Here is a 23,774-nt window from a genome sequence, read left to right as displayed (position 1 = left end):
TAACTATATAACCTTACTATGTCCCAAGAAAAGCTGTCAATCATCTCCAAGCCAAGTTGCGTTATGGTTTTCCCTCCTTTATAATCGTGTCACAACGAATGTACGGGAGCTACTTGCGATGGAATTAAAACATTTACCGAAATATAAGCATATAACAGAGCACGCCGAAACGTATGCCAATATTGACGCCGGCTCTCTTGAATTGTTTTTATCTCTTTTTGATATTTCAAAAAAAATGAATCATGTGATGGAGCATTACTTTGCTGGCCGAGGGCTTTCAGAAGGAAAATTCAAAATCCTGATGCTGCTCTTTGATGCCAAGGATCATAGGTTAAGTCCGACAGAGCTTGCCAAACAGTCAAACGTCACGAAAGCGACGATTACAGGCCTGCTGGACGGACTGGTGAGGGACGGTTTTGTCAGGCGCAGGCATCACACAGAGGATAAACGAAAAATCAGCATTGAACTGACAACGGAAGGCAAAGCACGCCTTGAGGAATTTCTGCCCGGCCATTTCAGCAAAATCTCAGCGGTCATGGAAAACTACAGCGACGAGGAAAAAGACATGTTCGTGAAGATGCTTGGTGATCTTTTTGAAAGGCTGAGCGTGTTTAAAGACTAAAAAACCCGTCCGATCCGGACAGGCTATAGCGTCTTTTCTTCTGCAGCCGGATACGCATCCGGCTGTTTTTTCTTTATGACCGTAACAAATATGCCGCCGATGACACATGCAATGCCAATCAAATGCACAAGCTCAAACGGCTCCTTTAATATCACGCCTGACAACATGACAGACGCACGACTCCACCTGCCTTTTTATGTATAGCAAAAAGGGCCTATCCAAAGACAGGCGCTTTTTCATTAATCATCACTGCTCAAAATGCCGAAGAAGCGGAGCAGGTTGATGAACAAGTTGATAAAGTCTAGGTACAGCGATAACGCCATAACCGGAATCAAGTCTTCCGTAATGTGGCGGTGTTTGATTTGATTCAAATCATACAAAATGTAAAGGGAAAAGACGATGGTTCCGATCACGGAATACGCCATCATCGCCGCTGAGTTTAACGGGCTGAAAATGTTGAAAATCCCTACCACAACGAGGGCGAGCACCGCTACCAGCAGAAAGGACCACAGGAAGGATAAATCCTTCTTCATTTTTGCTCCGATTGTGCCTAAGACGGCAAAAATGACAAATGTAGAGCCAAAGGCTTCAAGCACGACATAGGCGCCGGCGATGGAAGCGTAATGGCTGACGATCGGAAATAAGGTAATGCCGGAAACAAACGCGAATGTATATACAAACGCATACCCGACCGCTTTTCTTCTGCGCATCCAGAAGGCCAGAATAATCATCGCCACTTCAAGAATAGAAAGCGGCAGCATCAAAGCGGCAGGAACAAATTGGCCGATAAAAAGGCCGACAGTCGCGATCAGCAAAGTGAAGACAAAGACTGTCAAAATGCGTTGCATGATCGATTGCTTACTCTCGTGAACCGTAGCTTGCATGTCAAAAATCCTCCTAAAAAATGATCTTAAAGGTCTATTATATAAAAATTGGATGAAATATGTATATGTTTTAAGGAGAATTTAATGAAAACAAACGCCCTTTACATTATCATTTTGATTCTTTCCTTTTCAGCGAAAAACGGTGCTTTTCTATTTTCTCAATTTGGGTAATCTGAGAATCATGAACCGTAATCTGAACGGTGCCGAAATCGAGTGTTTCCAGCGAGCTGATTATTTTTTCAATCACTTCCGGATCAATCGTTGATTTAGAAACCAAAAGACCTTCCCCCCTGTTGAATAGGTTTTAATTCACAGTATTCTTATAAGAATTATAATATTATGTTTTTTTTGATAAATCAATGGTGATTTCTGTTCAAATCAAAAAGGCATATGATCACCCGGTGACGGTCAATCATATGCCTGGAAAATTCCTATTTGTTTTCTTCCAATTCCTCAACAATACAGCGGACACCCATATTTTCTAATGCCTGCTTCAGCGTGCCGTACGTTTCATATTCACTAAAATCAAGCCCCAATTGAATCGAAGTTTGGGCCACATCCGGGCGAATCCCTGAAAATACGGCTTTGACGCCTAATAAGAAAAGCGTTTTAGACAGGTTGTACAATTGCTGAGCCACCATGGTATCCACAATCGGAACACCTGAAAGATCAACGACGAGGCTTGTGATTTTTCTCTCGACACAGCGGACCGGCACTGTTTCTAAAATGACATGTGCCCGTTTTGTATCAATGGAGCCGATAAGCGGCAATATCCCGATTCCATCGGCAATGGAAATGACCGGGCAGCCAAGCTCTGAGATCAGTTCCTGCTGAGATGTGAGCCTCATCAGCATGAATTTTTGGTACTGCTCGGAGAATTCAATAATCAGCTTATCGAACGATTGATTCACAATGCGGTTCCATCGGTCTGCATCCTCATTTGTCACAATCTCCTGATTCTCTTTTATAAATGTGGCGACTGCGTCCCAGAATGAGATTCTAGAGTTGGATATGGCTTCTACGACCTCATGCACTTGAACATCCTGCTCTACCCTGTTTTTCGCAACGTTTTGCGCCCATTTTGTCATGTTTTCTTGAAAATCGGTTTGATCCTCCAGAAAAGCGCTTGCGATTGTTATATTGGTAAATGTATGCTGCTCGGTTAAAAGTGTTTTCGTTTCTTCACTTAAATGGCTGGCGGAATATAGCTCGCCTTTTAGCTGGCAACGCAAACTGAACCATTTCTCAGTAATATCCGCAGTGTTGTCTATGATATATTGATATAATAATTGATCGATATTCACGGTCTGTCTCCTTTTTCGTAATAGAAGCACTTTCATTATAAAATGATAAATCGGAATTGTGAATAAGACTAGAGAAAAATCAAATGATTCTGCTCTCTGAGAGCATTCCTGCTTCATATCCTTAGGCGAATGCACCAATAAGAGTCCGCCCGCATAAACTGCAATGTACAGTTTACAATGAGAAAGGACGTTATCACATGTATTATGTTGATCCTTATATGTTAGCGGGGCATTTTTATGAGCCTTGGCCTGCTTTTGAATATGAATACCGATATCCATGGCCTGGCATTGGCAGCGGTGCTGTTCCGGGCTCTGGCGGCGGCTCCGGCCCTGGCATTGGCGGCGGCGCTGTTCCGGGCTTCGGCGGCGGCTCCGGCCCTGGCATTGGCAGCGGCGCTGTTCCGGGCTCTGGCGGCGGCTCCGGCCCTGGCATTGGCGGTGGCGCTGTTCCAGGCTTTGGCGGCGGCTCCGGCCCTGGTATTGGCAGCGGTGCCAGCCCAGGCTTCGGCGGTGCGCCGCAGGGACCTCCTCCTTCCCAAATACCAGCGAAACCCCCAAAACCGCAGGGTTCTCAAGGAGCCGTTTTGTTAGTTGAACCAATCACCATTCGTCCTTGCCTTTTCCGATTTACCTATGTTTGGTTAACCAATGGCCGCTCATTTTGGTTCTACCCAATTATCCTTGGCAGAAGATCCGTCGGCGGCTTTTATTGGGATTCCTCACGGCGCCGCTGGGTTTATTTCGCCTTAGACACAAATCACATCGATGTTGTCAGCTGCTCATTTTAAAAATCAGCCGGTTTCCCGGCTGATTTTTTTATGTTACTTCGGCCGTAAACAGGTTATAGTATTATTATCTTTTCAACTTGGAGGTTTCCCTATGATCAAACAAATTGGCACTGTTGCTGTATATGTCGAGGACCAGCAGAAAGCGAAGCAATTTTGGACAGAGAAGGTAGGCTTTGATATTGCAGCGGACCACCCAATGGGACCTGAAGCAAGCTGGCTGGAGGTTGCGCCAAAAGGGGCCGAGACTCGTTTAGTCATTTACCCGAAAGCCATGATGAAAGGCTCAGAGCAAATGAAGGCTTCTATTGTGTTTGAATGCGAAGACATCTTTGGTACATACGAGAAAATGAAGACAAACGGTGTAGAATTTCTCGGTGAGCCCAATCAAATGGAGTGGGGCACCTTCGTTCAATTTAAGGACGAAGACGGAAATGTGTTTTTATTAAAAGAATAAACTGTTGCGCACGGCGGTTCGATTCCGCCCTGCGCTTTCTTTGACTTTGAGAATGAATTTCATTTACAATTATTCATATGTGAGAATGATTGGAGTGAGACAAATGTTTGTACAGTTGAGAAAAATGACGGTTAAAGAAGGCTTTGCAGATAAAGTCATAGAACGTTTCAGCGCTGAAGGAATCATTGAAAAACAAGAAGGTTTAATTGATGTGACAGTGCTTGAGAAAAATGTGCGCCGCGGTGATGAAGAAGTTGTTGTCATGATTCGCTGGGAATCAGAGGATCACTGGAAGCAATGGGAAAAAAGCGATGCGCATATCGCCGGCCATAAAGCAAACAAAGGCAAACCAAAGCCTGACTATCTGATCAGCACTGAAGTGAGCATGTACCATGTACGTGCTGTCAAACAAGGGACATACAATCAATAAAAAGCTTGCGCCTTGCTGCAAGCTTTTTTCTAAGAGTCATGTTGATCTGCTTTGTTCGTATGTTACGGTATACAGCGGCTTATTTTTATGCCATTCTGCAAATAACACGTCCTCTGTCTTATCAATGTTCTTCTTTTTCAATTCTTGCTTCAGCCACTGTTCATCCACACCTGCTTCCTTCAGATTATCCCGGACAAGCTCTCCATCTATGATTAACGTGATTGGCAGGGAAACAGACTTCGAAGGAACCTGCAAATCCTTATTGGTCGGTTTGTCAAAGTCTGATTTTGGAAGCACGCTGACCATCCCGTTTGTTTCCAAAATCGCATATTCTACTTCTTGGATCGAAAAGCTCCCAGCTTGCCTCAAAAGGCTTTGCAGCTGGTTAATGTCCATCTTATTTTTCTTCAATACTTTATATTGAAGCTCCCCTTTGCGGATGACGATATTCGGCTCGCCCTCCAAGAACTTTCGCGATGATTTCATTTTTTGCGTGATAAATTCAATAATATAAATCAGCACGCCCCACAATAGCGAAGCAAAAATAATTTCTTTGATTTTGATTTCATGATCGTAAACGGCATTTCCGACCAATTCTCCTAAAATTAAAGCAGAGATAAAATCAAACGGCGTAATTTGAGAAAATTGGGTTTTCCCGAGAAGCTTTAAGATGATAAATAAAATGCCTAGACCGCAGACCAGTTCTACCGCAACGCTTAAATAATTTCCCATATTGATAGCACCTACTTCTTGATTATACTATCAGTATGGTCAATGCTTTCCTTTCTAAACCGGAAAAGCTCCGCTCAACGTTGCATGGTGAATTGGAGCATGTCATTGAAAAGCTGCTCTGCATCACTGCGGTCAATCTTGACAAGCGGGTCATTGAGGAAGGCTTGAAACGCGAGGCCAGTGTCCTTTGTTAAACCTGCTTCCGCCACTGCCTCCTGATTGGATATATGCCTAGCCGCCAGCATTTCCACACCTTTCGGAAGCGCTCCGGACAAAATCGGCTGGACACGGTTCCTTGTGATGAATGCGTTTGTTTCGACAATGGCTTGTATAGGAAGGTTTGAGACCTGGCCTTGATTCGGCATATTTACATTTGTGACGAGTTCACCCAATCCGAGAAGAGCCGCTATGATATTCACGCCTTCTTCTCCCGAAGCTTTCTCAGCAACGCCTCGTTGTTGCACGATCAACCGTTCTGTTTCTTGTCGTTTCTCAGCTCTGTCTTGTTTTCTGAATGATATAGGTGTGAGATGAAATTTCCATACTTCAGGCTGTTTGAGGTATGGGCCGGGAAGAAACTCTGCCAGATGCCTGTCTCCCGCAGCAGGGATGGCGCCATACGTTTCAAATAAATCAAACGCAACACGGTGTGCCGAACAAAAGACGCTGTCCCTCCAGCTTTCCCCCTCCAGCTCATATCCTCCTGATTCCCCATAGTGCGCGCTGAATTCACGGAATATAGGCAGCAGGTCAATATGGCGGTAAGAGGCTTTTGTGATCCATGTAAAATGGTTAATGCCGAGCACATTAACGCGGATATCCTCACGCCGCGGCACCTCAATCCCCAGCCTTTCCGTGACCATTTCCGCCAATAACTTTTGCGTCCCGAATACCTCGTGGCAGCAGCCAATCGCTTTGATGCCGGGAAACACTTTATACAGCACTCTTGTACAGACAGACATCGGGTTTGTATAATTAATGACCCATGATTCAGGTGCGTAGTCTCTTATTGCCCGGGCAATTTCCGCAAATATCGGCACAGCACGCAAGCCCCTGATGATCCCTCCAGGCCCGACAGTATCACCTACAGACTGATAAATACCGCAGCGCTCAGGCAAGTGGACATCGACTTCCATATCATCCAGTGATCCCGGCAAAATGGAAATAATGACGATATCCGCGGCTGATAACGCCTTTTTCAAAGTAGAAACAGCCTCATATCTCCATCTGCCGTTCCCGCTGTGATTGCCGATCACTTCATTTTTCTGAGCGGCTTCAAAATCAAGATCATAGAGCGCCACCGTGCCTGACATCCGTTCATCAATCGACAAATCACTCATCAGGCTTCTGGCCCAGCCTTGGGACCCCCCGCCGATATAGGCAATCTTAATCCGATCTAATGTACTGATATGAAACACTCCCTTTCTCAGCCTTTCACCGAACCAATCAGCATCCCCTTTGCAAAGTGTTTTTGTAAAAATGGATAGACCGCCAAAATCGGCAGCGTCGCTATGACAATGACAGCGAGTTTAATTCCCTGCTCCGGCGGAACGGCATTTTGCATCGTATCGCCATTGGTCGCCGTTAAATCCGATAAAATCGTGACTTGGCGAAGCACCATTTGCAGCGGCCATTTTGCACTGTCATTGATATATAAGAGAGCGTGGAAGAAATCATTCCAAATCCCGACCGCATAAAACAGCGCAAAGGTCGCTATGACCGGCTTTGACAGAGGCAGGGCGATCCGCCAGAAGACGCCGATTTCGGAACAGCCGTCAATTTTTGCTGATTCCTCCAGCTCGCGCGGCAGCTGCTGAAAGAAGTTTTTGATAATAATAAGGTTGAACGGATTAATCGCCATCGGCAGAATCAATGCCCAATACGTATCCAAAAGGCCAAGTGATTTTACGACAAGGTACGTCGGAATCATGCCGCCTGAAAACAGCATGGAGAAAATCACCAGATTCAACAGCAGATTCCGTCCCTTCACATGCCGTTTCGCCAGCGGATACGCCATCGTGAAGGTAAAAAACAGCTGTACAGCCGTCCCAACCACCGTGATGAAGATGGACACGCCCATGCTTCGAAGGAACGTCGGTGTCGAAAACACATACTTGTAAGCATCAAGTGTAAAGGTTTTCGGGAAAATAAAGAAGCTCCGCTGGGCGAGTTCCGCTTCTGTCGCAAAGGAACCGGCGATAATATATAAAAACGGCAAAATGGTAATCGCGCCGACACCGCCGAGAAACAGAATGTTGCAGACGTCAAACACCCGTCCGGCTTTGGTGTTGTGCATCGTGTGAATTTCAGCCATACCTCTCCCTCCTCTAAAACAATCCTTCCTGATCAAACTTTTTCGCAATGTAATTGGCGCCAAAAATCAAGATAATCCCGACAACTGATTTAAACAAACCGACCGCCGTGCTGTAGCTATACGCCCCTTGGGTAATCCCCATCATGTACACATACGTGTCGAAGATGTCAGCCACACTGCGGTTGAGCGAGTTCGTCATCAAATACACCTGTTCAAAGCCTAGATTCAAAAAGCTGCCGATTCTTAAAATCAACAAAACGATAATGGTGCTTCTAATCGCCGGCAGCGTAATATGCCACATTCTCCTGAACCGCCCCGCTCCGTCCATGATGGCCGCTTCATACTGCTCTTGATCAACCGTAGCAAGCGCTGCCAAAAATAGAATCGTTCCCCAGCCCGTCTCCTTCCAAATGCTTTGCATCACAATCATTGGCCGGAACCAGTCTGCATCCGACAAGAAAGAAATCTGCTCACCTGTCAGGCTCATGATCATTTTGTTGATCACACCTGTATCGACAGTAAAAAAAACGAAGGTGATGCTGATCACAATTGTCCATGATACAAAATGGGGTACGTAAATAAAGGTTTGGATACATCTTTTATACACAGCCTTTCTTACCTCATTCAAAAGCAGGGCCAAAATGAGAGGCGCGGGAAAGGCAAACAAAAGATCCAGACTCGCCAGCATGAGGGTGTTGCGCAGCAGCCGGAAAAAATCCGGATTCATAAAAAAGTCTTTGAAATAATCAAAGCCGACCCATTCGCTTTTCCAGAAGCCGAGATATGGCGAATAGTCTTTAAAAGCGATCAGCACACCCCACATCGGCAAGTATTTGAAAATCAAGAAATAAAGCAGACCGGGAATAAGAAGAAGATAAAGCCATTTGTCCCGTTTGAGCGCAGCCATCCAGCTGATGCCTTTTCCAGCGGTGAGAACAGGTGCATCTCCCTTCTTCGGCACTGTTTCCATATCTGTTCTCCTTTCGTGATACCGGGGCGCCCGCCGAAAGGCAGGCGCATCGGTTTATTTTGACGATTGGTACAATTTGTTCAAGTCCTTCATCAGGTCATTGCCGCCGCTTTTTTTCCAAAGCTCCACTGCATCAGCGAACCCTTTTTCATCAATTTCTCCAATGATAAATTGTGTTCTCGCGTCGAGGATGATGTTGTCAAGCTGGGCTCCTTTTTGGGTATAGACATCAGATACAAGCGACTCAGCAGGGTTAAAGACGGCTATTTTTTCTCCTTCGGTTATGATGTCCTTGCGATGCTGGAAGAGCTTGGTTTTCTGGTCTTCGATGTAATACTCGCTTTTCGGAATCGACATGCTGAACTGTGCCAAGCCTTCATGCTCATACAGGAGAGATTTATTGTTTTTTTCAAGTGAGGTGAATACGCCGTCCTTGAGCTCGTAATTGCGGCCCTTCACTCCGTTGTTCGTGAGAATCTGCGCTTCCTTATCATTCATCTTATCGAGGAAGGACAGCACCTCTTTCAGCTCTTTTTCGGTTTTGACGCTTGATTTTGGTATCGTGATCATGCCTGAATAACCAGATGTCGGGAAGGTGCGCTTGCCATTCGGTCCCTCAAGCGAGCCGACGATATCAATGATATCCTTGTTCGACTCATCCTCATCCGCCTCCTCCATCGCGCTTTGGATTTGAGACGCTCTTGAGCCTGTATCAACGATGACACCCGCTTTTCCTTTTACAACCGGATCATTCCACTTCGCAGAATCCATGACAGCAAAGTCCTTATTGATCAAGCCCTCATCATAGAGCTTTTTAAAAAACGTGAGCGCATCCATGTATTCCTTCGTTGTAAAATCTGGAATCAGCTTTCCGTTTTCAACACCGTAGCGGTTCGGAGCGCCGAACCAGATTTGCAGAACATCCCATGGGCTTCCGTTGCCGAGTCCCATCCATTTCGGCACGACCATGCCGTACGTATCATCCTTGCCGTTTCCGTCAGGATCTTTTTCCTTAAAGGCTTTCAGCACTTCATAGAAATCATCAAGCGTTTCCGGCATATCCAGACCGACATTTTTCAGCCAGTCGGTTCTGAAGATCATACACGCCCTGATCAGATCCCTCGTTCTGTAGATTCCGTACACCTCGCCGTTCACCGAGCTGTTCTTCAAAATCTTTTCATCTGCCTGGCTTAAATTCTTGTAGTCTTTTAAATAAGGAGACAGCTCCCAAAACGCCCCTGCTTTGACAGATTTGATAAAGCCGGCTGACTTATCTTTAATGACAATCGCGTGAGGCATCTCTCCTGAAGCCATGACGATGTTGAATTTGTCGTTGTAGGATGAATCAGGCACCCATGTGACCTTAATCTCTTTGCCTGTGTATTTTTCGAGCGCTTTTAATGAAGGGCTCTTATCACTTGGGCTTTCCGGCGATAAGAGCGGCGCCATAATTTTGATCGTATCTTTCGAACCGCTTGCTGAATTGGATGTTTCCGAATGGCTGCATCCGGCGATCATCATGGCAGCAAGCGGCAAGGCCATCCATTTTTTTCGCATTCTTATTTTCATGTTGCGTAAGTCCCCCTTTTTTCAATTTGCATTTCCCCTTTGCCCCTCTCAATATAAAGCGCTTACATAAATTCTTGCAATCTTCATTTTTTGCACCATTTCTCCTATGAAATTCCGGCTGTTATCCTTTTTTGCCCGATGTTTCTTTTTTTGCCGGAAGGGAATCTCCGATCAGTTCCAGCGCCGCTATGACATTTAAACACCATTGAGAGACAGTGTTCGTTGTCACCCATGGAAGCTCCTCTAGCTGCGTCCATGTCTCGATGCGCTCCGGTTTGATCGGAAGCGGCGTATGGCTGAGCTTATCATCGAGCAAAAGATTCCACGCTTTGGCGGCGAGATGAGGATCTTGTTTTTTTCTCGCGGCGTAGGCTGTCATACCGGCGGCGAACATCGGCCAGTGAAAATGCCTGTCATGAAGAGCGCCTCCGCTTTTTTTCCGTTTTTCCTCATCACTGAGTGTGTAAAATTCGCCGAATTCACTCAGCATATCCTCCCATTCCCGGTCATCAAGAAGCTCAGCCAGCTCCATCCACACTTGCGGCGCGCCGAAGGCAATGATCATATGATATCCGCCCGCAATGCCGTCTCCCATGTGATGAAGCATCGAGGTCGCCGGGTCATATTCAAATGTCGGGCCGGATAATAAGCGGAGCGGCAGCAGCTTCAGACAGTTGATTCCCGTTTCGATTTTTTTGAGATATTTCGGATTTTCGGTCCGCTCCCATTCCGCCAGCCAGTTCGAGCAAAACGCCGCCCAGTCCGGTCCCGTTCTGGCGTGAGTCGGGTGCTTGCCTTTCTCGTAAAAAGCGCGCATCGGATCGGTTTTGACGAGGGCATAATCGGCATCCTTCACTTCTGTCAAAAGATCTCCCGTCCGCTCATCACCCGTCAGATAATAATAGAATTTATAAAGCCCGGCCATGCTGATTCTCGCTTCCTTGCAGCCGCATCCCCAGTGCACAACGTTATGCCGTGAACCAAGCCCGGCGTATTCACCGAGGTGAAAGCTGTCCGTTTCGCTCGTATGGCGGGTCATGGCTTCTGCCATGCGAAAGATATCCTCTCTGCCTGAGCGGAAAAACGCCTGCCACAGCCATAGGGTCGGAACGAGCTCATTGTTTTGCCATGCGTATCCACCGAGATCGTACCGCCACATATGCCGGATCGGGTCATACGTATGCATGACATCGCCATAATGCCAAAAACCGTACCATCTGCGTTGCTCTACTTCCTTTTTATAAAACAGAAAGGCCGCATCAAGCTGTTCTTCCAGCTCTTTTTTGAGCGGATGGGATGTGTCAATGATGCTCCAAACCCCGAGTGCTTTTGATTCGTAATAAACGTCCGGCTCGCATACAATGAGCGGCGGCGCCTGCCATTTGTCAGCGAGTGCATTAAGGACTTCGTCAGACGGCATGTGCGAAAAGCACGCCAGGCTGATTTCATTTGTGTTCGCAATGCCTGTCGGATCAGAGCGCATTTCATCAAAGCCTTCATACGCGCTGGCCACGTGGGTGTTTCCTGTATAATGCCGCAAATCCATCGCTTCGCCGTCCGGGGGCCAAAGCCAGACGGTCATTTTGGGGCGGCTGCCGGCAAGACCTGTGATTTCCAGTGCTGAAGGGTATTTCTCAAAGAAATACCGCAGGCCGAGAGCCACACCGCCATTTTCTCCGCCCGCATAGCAAAGCCCCTTCGCCCGGCTGCCATGCAGCATTCCAACCCACGCATAATCTTTTCCGGTCCGTTTTGACAGGCTGTAATGATCGCTGGAATCCTGAACAAGCTTCACATCTTCCCAAACCGCATTCTGTGTGCCATGTGCAAACCATTCCTTATGCTCTTCATCTGGAGACAGCATTTCGCCATTGATTTGTTTTTCATAAAGCGGATACCGTTCATTGAATTTACGTGTGCCAAATAGCTGGGCGGGTTCTTTGTACATCCCTTTCTCTCCCGCAAAGCGGAAATGGCGGTTGTACGGCTCTCCCTCCAAAAAAAGGGCAAATTCGATACCGAGCCCCTTAATGAATTCTTGTTTACCGCTCCTGTCAATCAGCTGCGTGTGCACAAGGCCGATCTCAGACAGCCCGGCATAAAACGTCAATCGGATGACAAACGGCAGCCATTCTTCATTCGTTTTATGGAGCACATGCACTCCCTCGATTTTGACTACTGCTTTGACAGGACCACTCTGCTCAATCGCAGCCCGTTTGATAAAGCTGACAGACCTTTCATGCAAAAGAACCGTTTCCGCCGCTGACTCCTTTCTCGTTTCTCTTATGGCAACGAGCCTCCCGCCTGCGGCGATCGGCTTTCCATTGATCTGCAATGATTGAATGAAATCAGATCCTGTTTTATCAATGGTACAAACGAGTGCTCCTGTATCCACTTGGAAATCATGCTCTGTCTCATGAATACTGAGCGATTCAGTTGGCTGCGGGACTTCTCTTTTTTGCACGATAAAGTTTTGGTTTTCCTTACCGCCAAACACCGCCGCGTGCTTTGTCCACTTGATGCTCCCGTCCGGCCAATAGGCCGACGGTTCGCTTTGCACATATCGCGTTTCCGCGTTTTTATTCATAAGCGCCAGACGGTCACCCTTTTTTAATTCTCCTTTTTTCCATGGCACGCCCCACGTCACACCGCTTATCACCTTTGGCTGTCCTGATAACCATTTGATCTTTTTCATCGGTCTCTCCCTCCATAGAAAAAAGCTGATTCGATGCAAAGAATCAGCTGGGATTGTCAAATTGAATCACACGGTATTCATGCGGTCCGACCGCCAGCCTCCCCGCCTTTTCCAAGCGGTGCGTCAACAGATCTGTTCCCGCTTCCGGCAGTGTCACACTTCCTCCTTTTCCATCCATATTCACGATGATCCACACAAGGCCGTTATCGCCTTTGCGCGGGGCAACGATTGTGCCGGGCGTAACATCCGACCGGCTGGAAATAACAGCTTCCTCCGCGTAATGCCTAACGAGCGCTTCCAGCATCGCATCCCCTTCTTTCCCGGATGGAAGCGAGCCCAGCATGACAATTTTCCCCTCGCCGTAATTCCGTTCCGTCAGAAATGCATGGCCCGCCCCCGGTCCTGATTCAACCGTGCCAAGGGTGTTTCCGCTCTCTGTGTCAAACACCGCGCTCCATAGTCCGAGCGGCGCCGTGATGCCAAACGCTTTTCCTGTATTCACGTTCTCATTCATCGGAAAGGTAAACAGTGTTTTGATCCCTGACGTTTTCTCAAGTTCGCCAAGTCCGCAATCGGTATGAATCGTATGCTCGCATGTGCGCCCTCCTGTCAGCGGCCCGGCGATCCAGATGCCGCCCGCTTCAGCGAATGCCGAAGCTTTTTTGATAAATTCAGCAGACAAATACGGCACAAATGGCGTAAACAGCAAGCGGTAGCCGTCCAGCGGAGCGCCTTCCGGAATAAGGTCACGGTGAATCCCCGTGTTGAGAATACGTTCATAAAAATGCGTCACAAGCGAACGATGCCGGAGTCCCCGGTGAGGCTCAGTTTTAATAAATGCTTTTGCTCTGTCAGAGTAAGTCATCGCCGCCTCGGCTTGAACGGGTTCAGTCGATAGAATAATAGGCTCGATTTCCTTTCTTGCCCGCTCAACCGCCAGCACATTTTGGTAGCCAATGGTGGGTTCGCCCCAGGCACTGAGAACCGAACCGTGGGAAATCTCGCTGCCTGAACGCTGCTGTCGCCATAGCCAGTAGCAAAATCCCTGGCTCCCTAAGGCGTAGGACGATACGGCTTCGGCCTGCAAATACCCGTCTGCGTGCGGGTAAGCGGAGCTTTCAAGCGAGGCGGCATACGACGGACTCGTTTCCAAAATCCAAAACGGGCGCCCCTGTTTCAAATTTCTCCATAAATCACAGTTCAATAAAAAGGCAGAGGCGTTTTCCTGCGAAGCGTACGTGTCATAGGAGGCAAAATCGAGATTCTGAAACATTCGCTCATTGTCCACGCTGAACATGACTGATCCGTTATGCGTGATCGGCGCATCTGAATAGCAGCGGATGATTTTGGCCTGTTCATCCGCAAACGAAGCGATCATCTCCATCGAAAACAGCTGATACATAGTGCTTAAAGAGGCATGATGCAGAAACGGGGCCGGTCCCGGCTGCGGGACTTGCTCAAACGTCTGATAGGTTTCGCTCCACACATCGGTTCCCCAAGCTTCATTCAACCGCTCAATCACCCCATAGCGATTTTTGAGCCAGTCATGCCATAAGCGCAAGCATGTCTCACACATGCATTCTGCAACATGGCATTTAAACTCATTATCTAGCTGCCAGCCGATCAGCCCCGGGAGCCGGCCAAGCTCCTTGGCGATGGCTGTGGTGATGATGGCGGCTTTTTTTCGGAAATACGGGTTGTTCGTGCAGGCGTGCTGACGGGAGCCATGCCCCATGATCTCTCTTTTTTCATTGACATGCATGCGTTCGGGCCGGTCGTGTGACAGCCAAATCGGCGGGGTAGGCGTCGGCGTGCACATAATCGTTTCGATCCCGCTGTCATACAGCCGGGCGATGATTTCTTTGAAAAAACCGATGTCAATTTTTCCTTCTTCAGGTTCCATGACAGACCAGGCAAATTCACCGATCCGCACAACATTTACGCCAACTTCACGCATGATGTCAATGTCCTGCTGAATCGTCTCTTCATCCCATAATTCCGGATAATAGCAAGCGCCATGATACAGTTTTCTCATCACATTTTCACCCTTCTTTGATGATCGATTCTGTCAATGGCAGGCCGAGCTCCTTTATGCCTTTTGCCACAAGTTTCGCCATTTCATTTGCGCCTTTTTTTGTAAAATGCGTGTAATCGTTAATCCCTTCTGAAACCATAAAATAGGTGTACACTTTTTCCTCGCCCTTCTCAGTAAAGAAAGCAAGGCTTTTCTCCATCAGATCAATGAGCTGGACATTCTCCTCTTCAGCCGTCTGCTTCATGGCAATGCAGTAATCTGGAAAATCGTTCAAAAACACGCCATTTTCGTAATGAAAGCGGGCTACGGGGGTAATGAGAAGCGGATGGGCGCCTTTTTCCCGTGCGCCTGCGATATACTGCTTTAAATATTGTTTATAAGTAGTGTAGGGCTCGGTGTAGCGCTCCGGCTTATTTTTCGACGCGTCATTATGGCCCATCTGCACGAACAGCCAATCATCCGGCTCAATCACATCAAGGATCGCCTGAAGCCTGCCCTCTTCGACAAATGTTTTCGAACTTCTTCCCCCGATCGCTCTGTTTATCACTTGAATATGCTCAGGCAGATGCGAGCCGAGAAACTGCCCCCAGCCCCCTTGATTTGTGCTGTCTCCATACGTTTGAACAGTCGAATCGCCGGCAAGATAAATATGATTTGCCATTTTTTCATTCCTCCTCGTTTTTTATACAGCTTCCATCACGGATAGCTCTTCCCTTGAAAAGACCGGTGCGTACAGCGCTTGAGCATTGGTTCGTCCTGCCCGTTCGTTAATCATCTTGTCGTAGCGTTCAGCCTTTGCGTCTTATCCCTTAGTCCTCCTACAGCGGCGCCTCCGCTTTGCTTCCCGCTATGTACAGGACGGGCTTCGGCGGTTTTTTCATTCCCGTTCCGAGGTAAAAGCTCGTGTGCGGCGGCTGGTTGTAGGCGGTATTCTGCCAGGCGATGCCGAGCCTGTAAACCGGATCATGCATCAGCGTGTAAAAGCGGTGGCGGGTGAGATGTGTCGTTGTATAGATACGGAGCGCGCTGCTGTCTTCCGTTCTCCATATCACTTCTTCCCGCCAGTCTCCGAACAGGTTGGCCTGAAGAACCGGGTTTCCTTTCGTGCCGTTGTTGGACAGCACGCCGGCCGGCTGAAATATCGTCTTCAGACAGCCGTTTTCAGCATCCCATTTTTCAATCTTTGGCCTGCCGATCGTTCCGTCCCAGTCATGATCAAGCAGTTCTCTGACCAAATCACCGTCCCACCATATGGCGAAATTGGCTGAAGCGGGCGCTTTGTCGCTGATTTTTTCGCCTTTGCTCGTGAAAAGCCCATACGACATGCCATCATTGCCCGGCGGATCAATTCCCCAGACAAGCGATCCTTTGTAGCTTGGGTCAATATGAGCCGCCATGCCCCGGCCAACGTCAGTTCCAGCATGGACGCCCCATAATATCTCACCGGTTCCGGCATCTCGGAGTGACAGTCCGTACGGCTTCGTGGCGTCCTCATGCACCTGAAACACTTCAAGCCCTTTTCGTGACGGGTCCAGATCCCCTACATGCATCGCGTCTCCGTGCCCGAGCCCCGTTGAGTACAGGCCGGTTCCGTCATGATCGACAGCCATTGCGCCGTATATGATTTCATCTTTTCCGTCTCCGTCAACGTCTGCCACGCTCAAGCTGTGGTTCCCCTGTCCTGCGTACGCTTCATGGCCCTGCTGGTTGGAGTCAAATAGCCAGCGTTTTTTGAGCCTTCCGTTTCTGAAATCGTATGCTACGAGAACGGCTCTCGTATAATAGCCCCGCGCCATCACGAGGCTCGGCCGCTCCCCATCCAAATAAGCGATCCCGGCGAGAAAACGGTCCATCCGATTTCCATAGCCGTCTCCCCAATCCTCCAGTTTGCCGCGGGGCGGTTCATATTCCACGGTCGTGAGCGCCTCACCGGTTTCTCCTTTAAACACCGTCAAATATTCCGGTCCGGACAGAATCCTTCCCTGTTCATTTCTAAAATCGGCATGCTCATCACCGATGATATGTCCTTTCCCGTCTGTTGTGCCGTCAGCTGTTTTCATGGCGATTTCTGCTTTTCCGTCACCGTCAAGGTCATACACCATAAATTGCGTGTAATGAGCGCCCGCTCTGATGTTTCTGCCGAGGTTGATGCGCCACAAAAAGGTGCCGTCCAGTTTATAGGCATCTATGAGCACCTCCCCGGTATAACCGTCATGAGCGTTGTCTTTTGAATTGGATGGGTCCCACTTCAGGATCATTTCATATTCTCCATCCCCGTCTATATCCCCGACACTGGCATCATTGGCGCTGTAAGTGTACGGCTTTCCGTCCGGCGCCACACCGCCTTCCGGTTTGGCAAGCGGAACCTCCAGGACATTTTCCTGCCAAACACGAGCTTCCTTGGAAAGCTTTTCTTCCCGTCCTTTATTGACAGCCGCCACTTGATAAACAGAGTCAGCCGTTCCATTTTGATCGAGAAAATTAGTGCTTTCATCGATTGGATCGCGGGTGATCCGCTTTCCATCCCGATAAAGGTGAAAAGCCGTCGTCTCATGATCCGTGCCGAGAAAACGCCAGCTGACAAACACGCCCTGTTCTGTCTTTACCGCAATCAAACCTCTGGTCAGGTATTCCATTTGCCTCTTTTTTGGTTTCATTTTAATGGGAACGGGCTGCGCGCAGCCCGTTCCTTCCCCCTTTCAGTTAAGGCGTATACATATTTGGTTTTGGCTGTTCCGCCATGCCGTCTCCTAAAAAGAAGCTTGTGTGCGGCGGCTGGTTATAGGCGACATTTTGCCAGGCGATGCCAAGCCGGTACACCGGATCGTGTATCAGCGTATACAGCCTGTGCTCAGTCGGAATGGTCGTCGTGTAAATGCGCAGTGCACTGCTGTCCTCCGTTCTCCACACCACTTCCTCGCGCCAGTCACCGAGCAGATCAGCCTGAAGCGTTGGTGTTGCTTTTGTGCCGTTGTTAGCCGCTGCGCCTGATGCAGTCAGCACATTTTTCGATACGCCGTTTTGATAATCCCACTTATCAATTCGGTTGCTGTCCAGCTGTTCCCGCAGCAGATCGCCGTCCCACCAGATGCCGAAGTTGGTCGAGGACGGAGCCCCGCTTCCGATTTTGACCCCTTTCGCTGAGTAGAGAGAACCGTTTGCCCACACCTCCTGTCCCGGATAACGCGGGTCAATATCAGCAGCCATTCCCCGGCCTACATCCTTGCCGGCATAAACGCCCCAAAGGATTTTTCCGGTTGCAGCATCCCGAAAAGATAAGCCGTATTTTGCATTTTTGTCCTCATGAACTTGAAACACCTCAAGCCCCGGCCGGCCCGGATCAAGATCTCCTGTATGAAGGGCATCCCCATGGCCTAATCCGGTCGAGTACATGCCTTTCCCGTCATGATCAACAGCCATTGAGCCGAAAATAATCTCATCTTTTCCATCCCCGTCAACGTCCGCGATGCTCAGGTTGTGATTCCCCTGTCCAGCAAACGCTTCATTTCCTGACTTTGAGGAGTCCAGCGTCCAAAGCTTTGACAGCTTTCCATCCCTGAAGTTATAGGCAACTAGCATGGTTTTAGCGTAATACCCTCTGGTCATGATCAGGCTCGGCCGCTGTCCATCAAGGTAGGCAATGCCGGCGAGAAAACGGTCAACACGGTTGCCGTAGCTGTCTCCCCAATCCGACACATTGCCGCGCGTCGGTTCAAAATTTGCGGTGACAAGCTCTTTCCCGGTTGAACCTTGAAACACAGTGAGATATTCAGGGCCTGAAAGCACACGCCCCTGTTCATTTCTGTAATCTGCATTGGCATCTCCAATTACTTTGCCCGTGCCGTCTTTTGTCCCGTCTGCCGTTTTCATTGCCACTTCCGCTTTTCCGTCACCATCAAGGTCATACACCATAAACTGGGTGTAGTGCGCGCCCGCTCTGATGTTTTTGCCGAGATTGATCCGCCATAACTTTGTGCCATCCAGTTTATACGCGTCAATCAGCACGTCACCCGTATAGCCATCCTGTGAATTGTCTTTTGAGTTAGACGGGTCCCATTTCAGGATCAGCTCGTATTGCCCGTCACCATCCACATCGCCAACACTTGCGTCATTAGCGCTGTACGTGTAAGCTTCACCCTTTGGCGTCGTGCCGCCAGCCGGTTTATCCATCGGGACGGAATGATACGGCTGCGCCCATACGGAGGCTTTTTCAGAAGCCGGCTGTTCGGTACCGTTTACAACAGCCCGAACCGTATACGTTGAGCCCGCCGATCCGTTTTTATCCACATAGTTCGTTGTTTTGACAGGCGCAGCATTCAGTTTTTGCCCGTCTCTGTACACATTGAACAAAACAGATGCGTTTTCGGTTCCAAGAAACCGCCAGCTGACAAAAATGCCCCCGTCCGTCTTGACCGCTACAAGCCCCCGGTTCAGCGCTTCCATCTGCCGCGCTGCCCCTTCAGCTTTCACAGGACATACAGAGGCTCCCATCACCAACAAGACCAGCAACGTAACAGCGGTAAACATGCGTTTCCTTTGTGTAATCATCAGACAGCTCCTTCTCATTCATCTGTAAGCGCTTACTTAAATTGGATTTTATGCGCTGTGTGAGCTGTCTTCAATTTCACTTTTTTGCATCTGCCTATTTCGGACACTGCACTTTTTTGCGTATTTGTCATTTTTTTGTTACCCGGCTTGATGGTGCTGGGCCTCCGTCTTTTGAAATCCCCTAAGAGCAAAAAACATCAACACAAGCCCAAATAAACACGGGCCGTAAAATGGGATCAGGCCAGGAAGCGTATAAAGCAAATAAAGGACAAATCCGCACCCGATCAGCATACAGCCGGTCGTCAGCGGCCTCATGGCGCCAAACAGCAGTGCCTGCGGTATATATTTGCGAAGCGGGAGCTGATAATGCACATAAAGGGGAAACACATACATCAGCGCGATGATATACAAAAGCCCTGCAAGCAGCGTGCAGCTTGTTACGGCAAAGGACAGCCAATTCGTACTGGCAGAAAAATAATGATAGTTGGCAGACAATATGATCAAAAGAGCCGAAAACGCCAATCCGATCGCATTAACCTTGAGAAACTCTTTTTTATAGGTATCGAGAAATAACGGAAATATCGGGACATCCTTTTGCCCCATCAGCCATTTCCTTATAACGGCACACATCGCGGCTGTGCTCGGCGCCCATCCGAAAAGAACGCCGCCCAAAAGTGTAAACAACAGCCACAGCCCGTTGAGCCATGCTATTTTCACCACCGCTTCGCAGCCTGCATAAAGCGCATCCGTTACATTCGTCTTCATCTTCTCACCGCTTGATGCACGGCAAAATCCCTGTAAACGGCTTTCATGGGGGCCATCTGCCGGAACCCGATTTTTCCTTTTGTTAACACAGGCCCATATGTGCTGCCGTCGTCCATCCACTCAAGAATGGGCAGACCATTGATTGAAAAGTGCACATAGCCTTTGTCTTTGATCAGCTTCATACGATACGGAGAATCAGCGTCGTCTGGAGCAGGCAGCGGATCGGCACCCATTGCGGCGAGGTGGAAACCGCGGCTTTTTCTTAAATTGCAGGTGCGGAATGCTCTTTCCTCCGCGTATTTTCTGCGGAAATACGACAGGTGGAGAGCGTTGACGTCCCCCGAATGATACTCGGGGTATTGTCCCGTTCTTTTCTGGAGACTTGGATCAAACAAATCCTCGCCTCCCATTCCCGCAGCAGAAAAAAACAGCATACACAATCCCGGCTGCTCGATCGGAGAGAAATCCCATGTCACAATGATGCCGTCTGGAAAGGTTTCCGGACACCAAAAGACAAAGTGCGCTTCATCCTGGACATGTGACAGGTGCAAGCTGTGATCGTCAAATGAGATCTGTCCGCCTCCCTCCATCCGCCAGTCCTTCACATCGCTTTTAGACCGGAGCGGATTGCGGTACAAGCAAGCGCCTTCCTTATACATGTTCTTTTCCCTCCCGGCTCACAAGGTGGTCCTTAAGCGGAAGTCCGAGCTCTTCAATGCCTTCTGCCACAAGCTTCGCAACCTCCATTGCCCCTTCTTCCGAAAAATGCGTATTGTCCTCAATGCCGTCCGGGTAATTCGGATGTTCATTCGGCTGAAACCAAACGAACAATCGCTTCGACTCCTCCGGCCCGTATGCTTCATACAGCACCTTTGTTTTCGCAAGCAGATCAATCACAGGTACATCGAGCTCCTTCGCCAGTGCTTTCATCGCATCAGGGTACTCGCCGAGCGTATGCTCAATCCGTCCGTTTTCATCAAAGCGGCGGCGCTGCACCGATGTGACGAACACAGGATGCGCGCCCTTTTCGCGTGCCGTATCTGCAAACAAGGTAAGAAACTGCTGAAATGTGGAGTACGGCTTCGTCCCCCGCGGTTTTTGGTCATTGTGGCCGAATTGAATCAACAAATAATCGCCTTGTGTGATGCGTTCGGCAATTGCTTGAAGCCTTCCTTCCTCCACAAAAGAATTGGTGCTCGCTCCTCCTTTGGCATGATTGCGGACCAGCACATCTTCAGAAAACAATTGCCCGAATACCTGCCCCCACCCCGCCATCGGCGCTTCATGAGGCGGGCAGTCACTCACAGTGGAATCCCCCGCTAAAAATACTTGAATCGGTTTCTTCATCACATGTTCTCTCCTTTCACGGCGTTTCCTGATACATTTGCCTGAAGACACCCGGAGGCATGCCGACCTGTTTTTTAAAAATCCGGTTAAAGTAATTGTGGCGGTAGCCGACTTCTTCTGATACGTCATGAATTTTTTTATTCGTATTGACCAGCAGTTCTTTCGCCTTTTCGATTCTGATCTGGGTCACATAATCGATAAAATTAATGCCGGTCACTTGCTTAAATGCCTTGCTTAACGTATATGAATTCATGCCAAGCGCATCGGCACAGCTTTCCAATGAAATGTCCGCCATATACTGTTCGTGAATCATCGCAATCACACGTTCTGCCAGCTGCTTTTGCTGTCTGTTTTTTCTGCCCTCAAGCTTGGAAAGGTAAGGCGTCACCACTGCATCCATCAGCCAGGCCGCCGCTTCATTTGGTTCGCGCAATTCTGAAATATCAAGAAACGGATTCCGATGCTGAAACAGTTCGCTGGGATTGAGCCCGGAATGCAAAATATCCTCCTGAATGCGGGAAAACAGCTGAATCAGGGCGGAATGCACATGCCTGTCTATGGCCGCCTTTTCCGCCAGTTCCCTCATACATCCATCTATCAGTTCCTTGGCTTCCTGTTTTCTTTCCAGCCGGATGGCCTGAACAATTTGTTTTTCCAGCTCAAAGGGGTAATAAGGGGCGAACTGCTCATCCTGAGGGAAGTCGGCCTGCAAATCAATGACCTGATCCCGGTTAGCAAACTGCCTGCGGGATTTGCCGCTTTTCACATTCTGAAATAAAGAAGGAATTTCCGTGACACGCTCCGTCTCGCTGCTCAATGTCGAGGTCAGGCATAGTCCGGTTACATTCCCAAATTGGCGTGCCAGCTCTGTTATATACGCCTTCAGATCAGAGCTGTTTGTTTTTATCACAAGAACGGTGACAGAAAGCCGGCCGATATCAAGTATGGAGAGCTGAAAAACGCGTTTATCCGCCAATTCCTCAGCGATATTAGTCAGGGTAAACACGGCAAGCTGTTCATCACCTTCACGGAAGATGCTTTTTTCACAGCGGAGCCCTGTCACCTGTAGATCCAGCACATGAAACACGTTTCCGCCGATGTTCCAGCCAGCCTCCTCCATCCGAGATCTGAGACTGTCCTCGTTGTCATAGTAAAAATCCCCCTGCAAGAGGTGCTGCAAAAAACTCTTTTTCATATGGGGCGTCTGCCGCAGGAGCTGCTCTTGGAGCTTCCGGCTTTCAAGGGATAGATCCTGCCATCTCTTTTCAATCCACTTGAATTCATCCTGCCCGGACGCCTGCCATACTTTCTTCTCTCCACCGGTAAACAAGCCAAGCAAATGCTGAATGGGACGATAGATTTTTTTTGATGCATACCATGTCATGCATACCGCCAAACCGATGCAAATGACCAGCATCACGATGATCACTTTTGATAAAAACACCATCGGCGCTGTAATAGCTGAAAGAGGCGCCGCTGACACAAAGGTCCATTGCTGATGCATCCGGTTCATTTCTCCAAAGGAGACAGAATACACCTTGCCTTCCCATTCCATCTGAAAATGGCCGTTCTCAGCAGGCTGTTTTTTTATCTCTTGAAGTAAAGTCTTTTTAAAATCTTTTTCTCCCTCATGAAACAGCACCTCTCGATTTTGATCCAAAAGCAGCGCACTGCCATCAGGATAGGGGGACAAGCTTTGCAGGATTGATTCCATTTCTTTCGGATCAACCGCCAGCATGATCGCGCCGAACGGTTTCTCCGCCGCGCCCGGAATGAGCTGGATCAGCATCGCTTGGTTTCCCGACCGTTTCCAATAAATGCTGTGGTCTGAGGAAAGCAGCGAGCGATACTTGCGAAGCGCCTCCTGTTCTGTCAAAGCGCTGTATTCAGGGCTCAGCACAAGTGGCCGGGGGCTGTTCAGAAAGATGGAAGCCTGCTCGATCAGCGGCTGCTGGTCCCGCAAAAGAAACAGCTTTTTCGTTAATTGATAGGAGAACGTAAAGTCTTTCTCCAAATCCCTCTCGGCCAATCCGTTCATCAGTGAAGAATCGTAGGCCATCTGGGTGAGTGCCAGTTCAAGCACTCCCAGCTTCTCATCCATTCGGCTGACCTCACGCGCCACCTGTGTTTCATGCGATCTCTGCAGCTCTTTCTCCACCTTGTCGATCGAAAGAAAGTAGATTGCGCCGCCAGTCAGCAATCCGGGAATACAGGCAATCAGCAAAATGAAGACAAAGTTTCTTTTAAAATACGTTCCCTTCCAGCGAGAAACCCGTTCCTTCTGTTGAGGCTGTTTTTTCATCCCTTTCCCCCCGCC

21 protein-coding genes and 1 pseudogene are annotated in these 23,774 nt (G+C 48.7%); 4 read left to right on the top strand and 18 right to left on the bottom strand.

Annotated elements, in window-relative coordinates:
* Positions 1–118 precede the first annotated feature (118 nt).
* On the top strand, positions 119–622 hold the full coding sequence (gene yetL / locus bslm_RS03890) for a transcriptional regulator YetL (protein WP_038428583.1): 504 nt from the start codon (positions 119–121) through the stop codon (positions 620–622).
* Between the two features lie 23 nt (positions 623–645).
* Here yetL and bslm_RS03885 read toward each other — a convergent pair.
* From bslm_RS03885 to bslm_RS03875, 4 genes and pseudogenes are all read right to left on the bottom strand, one after another.
* Positions 646–798: pseudogene (locus bslm_RS03885) on the bottom strand (DMT family transporter); the annotation flags it as partial.
* Positions 799–861: 63 nt separating this feature from the next.
* A complete protein-coding gene (locus bslm_RS03880) occupies positions 862–1,506 on the bottom strand; it encodes a Bax inhibitor-1/YccA family protein (RefSeq protein ID WP_038428581.1) in 645 nt (214 codons plus the stop codon).
* 109 nt (positions 1,507–1,615) lie between these two features.
* Positions 1,616–1,783 carry a YezD family protein gene (locus tag bslm_RS20425; RefSeq protein WP_003244522.1) on the bottom strand — a complete coding sequence of 56 codons (168 nt, stop codon included), beginning with the start codon at positions 1,781–1,783 and terminating at the stop codon, positions 1,616–1,618.
* 154 nt (positions 1,784–1,937) lie between these two features.
* Positions 1,938–2,810: an STAS domain-containing protein gene (locus bslm_RS03875; protein ID WP_038428579.1), complete on the bottom strand. Its 873-nt coding sequence runs from the start codon at positions 2,808–2,810 to the stop codon at positions 1,938–1,940.
* Positions 2,811–3,007: 197 nt separating this feature from the next.
* On the opposite strand from bslm_RS03875, the gene bslm_RS03870 reads away from it, so the two are divergent.
* The 3 genes from bslm_RS03870 to hmoA all read left to right on the top strand — a co-directional run bounded on the left by bslm_RS03870 (position 3,008) and on the right by hmoA (position 4,482).
* On the top strand, positions 3,008–3,598 hold the full coding sequence (locus bslm_RS03870) for a hypothetical protein (protein ID WP_038428577.1): 591 nt from the start codon (positions 3,008–3,010) through the stop codon (positions 3,596–3,598).
* Positions 3,599–3,689: 91 nt separating this feature from the next.
* Positions 3,690–4,052, top strand: a complete 363-nt coding sequence (locus tag bslm_RS03865; protein WP_003233803.1) for a VOC family protein — start codon at positions 3,690–3,692, stop codon at positions 4,050–4,052.
* Between the two features lie 103 nt (positions 4,053–4,155).
* Positions 4,156–4,482, top strand: a complete 327-nt coding sequence (gene hmoA, locus bslm_RS03860; protein ID WP_003243958.1) for a heme-degrading oxygenase HmoA — start codon at positions 4,156–4,158, stop codon at positions 4,480–4,482.
* 36 nt (positions 4,483–4,518) lie between these two features.
* Here hmoA and bslm_RS03855 read toward each other — a convergent pair whose 3' ends face one another.
* The 14 genes from bslm_RS03855 to yesS all read right to left on the bottom strand — a co-directional run bounded on the left by bslm_RS03855 (position 4,519) and on the right by yesS (position 23,759).
* Positions 4,519–5,214, bottom strand: a complete 696-nt coding sequence (locus bslm_RS03855; protein ID WP_015252601.1) for a DUF421 domain-containing protein — start codon at positions 5,212–5,214, stop codon at positions 4,519–4,521.
* Positions 5,215–5,288: 74 nt separating this feature from the next.
* A complete protein-coding gene (lplD, locus tag bslm_RS03850; protein ID WP_038428576.1) occupies positions 5,289–6,632 on the bottom strand; it encodes an alpha-galacturonidase LplD in 1,344 nt (447 codons plus the stop codon).
* Positions 6,633–6,640: 8 nt separating this feature from the next.
* Entirely contained in the window at positions 6,641–7,528 is an 888-nt protein-coding gene (locus bslm_RS03845) for a carbohydrate ABC transporter permease (RefSeq protein WP_003242715.1), read from the bottom strand.
* A gap of 13 nt (positions 7,529–7,541) precedes the next feature.
* On the bottom strand, positions 7,542–8,498 hold the full coding sequence (locus bslm_RS03840; RefSeq protein ID WP_038428575.1) for an ABC transporter permease: 957 nt from the start codon (positions 8,496–8,498) through the stop codon (positions 7,542–7,544).
* A gap of 54 nt (positions 8,499–8,552) precedes the next feature.
* A complete protein-coding gene (locus bslm_RS03835; RefSeq protein WP_046380851.1) occupies positions 8,553–10,067 on the bottom strand; it encodes an extracellular solute-binding protein in 1,515 nt (504 codons plus the stop codon).
* A 121-nt stretch (positions 10,068–10,188) separates the two neighbouring features.
* Positions 10,189–12,762 carry an exo-rhamnogalacturonan lyase family protein gene (locus tag bslm_RS03830; RefSeq protein WP_046380850.1) on the bottom strand — a complete coding sequence of 858 codons (2,574 nt, stop codon included), beginning with the start codon at positions 12,760–12,762 and terminating at the stop codon, positions 10,189–10,191.
* A 43-nt stretch (positions 12,763–12,805) separates the two neighbouring features.
* Entirely contained in the window at positions 12,806–14,797 is a 1,992-nt protein-coding gene (gene yesZ / locus bslm_RS03825; RefSeq protein ID WP_046381488.1) for a beta-galactosidase YesZ, read from the bottom strand.
* Positions 14,798–14,804: 7 nt separating this feature from the next.
* Positions 14,805–15,458 carry a rhamnogalacturonan acetylesterase gene (locus bslm_RS03820; protein WP_017695600.1) on the bottom strand — a complete coding sequence of 218 codons (654 nt, stop codon included), beginning with the start codon at positions 15,456–15,458 and terminating at the stop codon, positions 14,805–14,807.
* A gap of 157 nt (positions 15,459–15,615) precedes the next feature.
* Positions 15,616–17,454, bottom strand: coding sequence for a rhamnogalacturonan exolyase (gene rhgX, locus bslm_RS03815; RefSeq protein WP_046380849.1), 1,839 nt, complete (start codon positions 17,452–17,454; stop codon positions 15,616–15,618).
* Positions 17,455–17,500: 46 nt separating this feature from the next.
* Positions 17,501–19,345: a rhamnogalacturonan lyase gene (rhgW, locus tag bslm_RS03810; RefSeq protein ID WP_046380848.1), complete on the bottom strand. Its 1,845-nt coding sequence runs from the start codon at positions 19,343–19,345 to the stop codon at positions 17,501–17,503.
* 138 nt (positions 19,346–19,483) lie between these two features.
* Positions 19,484–20,110, bottom strand: a complete 627-nt coding sequence (locus bslm_RS03805) for a YesL family protein (RefSeq protein ID WP_046380847.1) — start codon at positions 20,108–20,110, stop codon at positions 19,484–19,486.
* On the bottom strand, positions 20,107–20,769 hold the full coding sequence (locus bslm_RS03800) for a YesU family protein (protein ID WP_038428566.1): 663 nt from the start codon (positions 20,767–20,769) through the stop codon (positions 20,107–20,109). Before bslm_RS03800 ends, bslm_RS03805 begins: the two co-directional genes overlap by 4 nt.
* Positions 20,762–21,460 carry a rhamnogalacturonan acetylesterase gene (gene rhgT, locus bslm_RS03795; protein ID WP_082098068.1) on the bottom strand — a complete coding sequence of 233 codons (699 nt, stop codon included), beginning with the start codon at positions 21,458–21,460 and terminating at the stop codon, positions 20,762–20,764. Before rhgT ends, bslm_RS03800 begins: the two co-directional genes overlap by 8 nt.
* A gap of 13 nt (positions 21,461–21,473) precedes the next feature.
* Positions 21,474–23,759 (bottom strand): transcriptional regulator YesS, encoded by a 2,286-nt coding sequence (yesS, locus tag bslm_RS03790; RefSeq protein ID WP_038428563.1) that lies wholly within the window; start codon positions 23,757–23,759, stop codon positions 21,474–21,476.
* Between the last annotated feature and the right edge of the window lie 15 nt (positions 23,760–23,774).

It is taken from the genome of Bacillus sp. LM 4-2, assembly GCF_000978495.1.
Taxonomy (GTDB): domain Bacteria; phylum Bacillota; class Bacilli; order Bacillales; family Bacillaceae; genus Bacillus; species Bacillus subtilis.
This window is presented reverse-complemented; position numbering and strand designations above follow the sequence as displayed.

Excerpts from the sequence above, each read along its gene's own strand:
- bslm_RS03830 (WP_046380850.1), bottom strand. The coding sequence starts at position 12,762 with ATGAAAAAGATCAAATGGTTATCAGGACAGCCAAAGGTGATAAGCGGT.
- bslm_RS03870 (WP_038428577.1), top strand. The coding sequence starts at position 3,008 with ATGTATTATGTTGATCCTTATATGTTAGCGGGGCATTTTTATGAGCCT.
- bslm_RS03855 (WP_015252601.1), bottom strand. The coding sequence starts at position 5,214 with ATGGGAAATTATTTAAGCGTTGCGGTAGAACTGGTCTGCGGTCTAGGC.
- bslm_RS03845 (WP_003242715.1), bottom strand. The coding sequence starts at position 7,528 with ATGGCTGAAATTCACACGATGCACAACACCAAAGCCGGACGGGTGTTT.
- bslm_RS03820 (WP_017695600.1), bottom strand. The coding sequence starts at position 15,458 with ATGGCAAATCATATTTATCTTGCCGGCGATTCGACTGTTCAAACGTAT.
- yetL (WP_038428583.1), top strand. The coding sequence starts at position 119 with ATGGAATTAAAACATTTACCGAAATATAAGCATATAACAGAGCACGCC.
- hmoA (WP_003243958.1), top strand. The coding sequence starts at position 4,156 with ATGTTTGTACAGTTGAGAAAAATGACGGTTAAAGAAGGCTTTGCAGAT.
- yesZ (WP_046381488.1), bottom strand. The coding sequence starts at position 14,797 with ATGAGAAAACTGTATCATGGCGCTTGCTATTATCCGGAATTATGGGAT.
- rhgW (WP_046380848.1), bottom strand. The coding sequence starts at position 19,345 with ATGATTACACAAAGGAAACGCATGTTTACCGCTGTTACGTTGCTGGTC.
- bslm_RS03835 (WP_046380851.1), bottom strand. The coding sequence starts at position 10,067 with ATGAAAATAAGAATGCGAAAAAAATGGATGGCCTTGCCGCTTGCTGCC.
- bslm_RS03865 (WP_003233803.1), top strand. The coding sequence starts at position 3,690 with ATGATCAAACAAATTGGCACTGTTGCTGTATATGTCGAGGACCAGCAG.
- bslm_RS03800 (WP_038428566.1), bottom strand. The coding sequence starts at position 20,769 with ATGTATAAGGAAGGCGCTTGCTTGTACCGCAATCCGCTCCGGTCTAAA.
- rhgX (WP_046380849.1), bottom strand. The coding sequence starts at position 17,454 with ATGAAACCAAAAAAGAGGCAAATGGAATACCTGACCAGAGGTTTGATT.
- yesS (WP_038428563.1), bottom strand. The coding sequence starts at position 23,759 with ATGAAAAAACAGCCTCAACAGAAGGAACGGGTTTCTCGCTGGAAGGGA.
- bslm_RS03880 (WP_038428581.1), bottom strand. The coding sequence starts at position 1,506 with ATGCAAGCTACGGTTCACGAGAGTAAGCAATCGATCATGCAACGCATT.
- bslm_RS03840 (WP_038428575.1), bottom strand. The coding sequence starts at position 8,498 with ATGGAAACAGTGCCGAAGAAGGGAGATGCACCTGTTCTCACCGCTGGA.
- bslm_RS03805 (WP_046380847.1), bottom strand. The coding sequence starts at position 20,110 with ATGAAGACGAATGTAACGGATGCGCTTTATGCAGGCTGCGAAGCGGTG.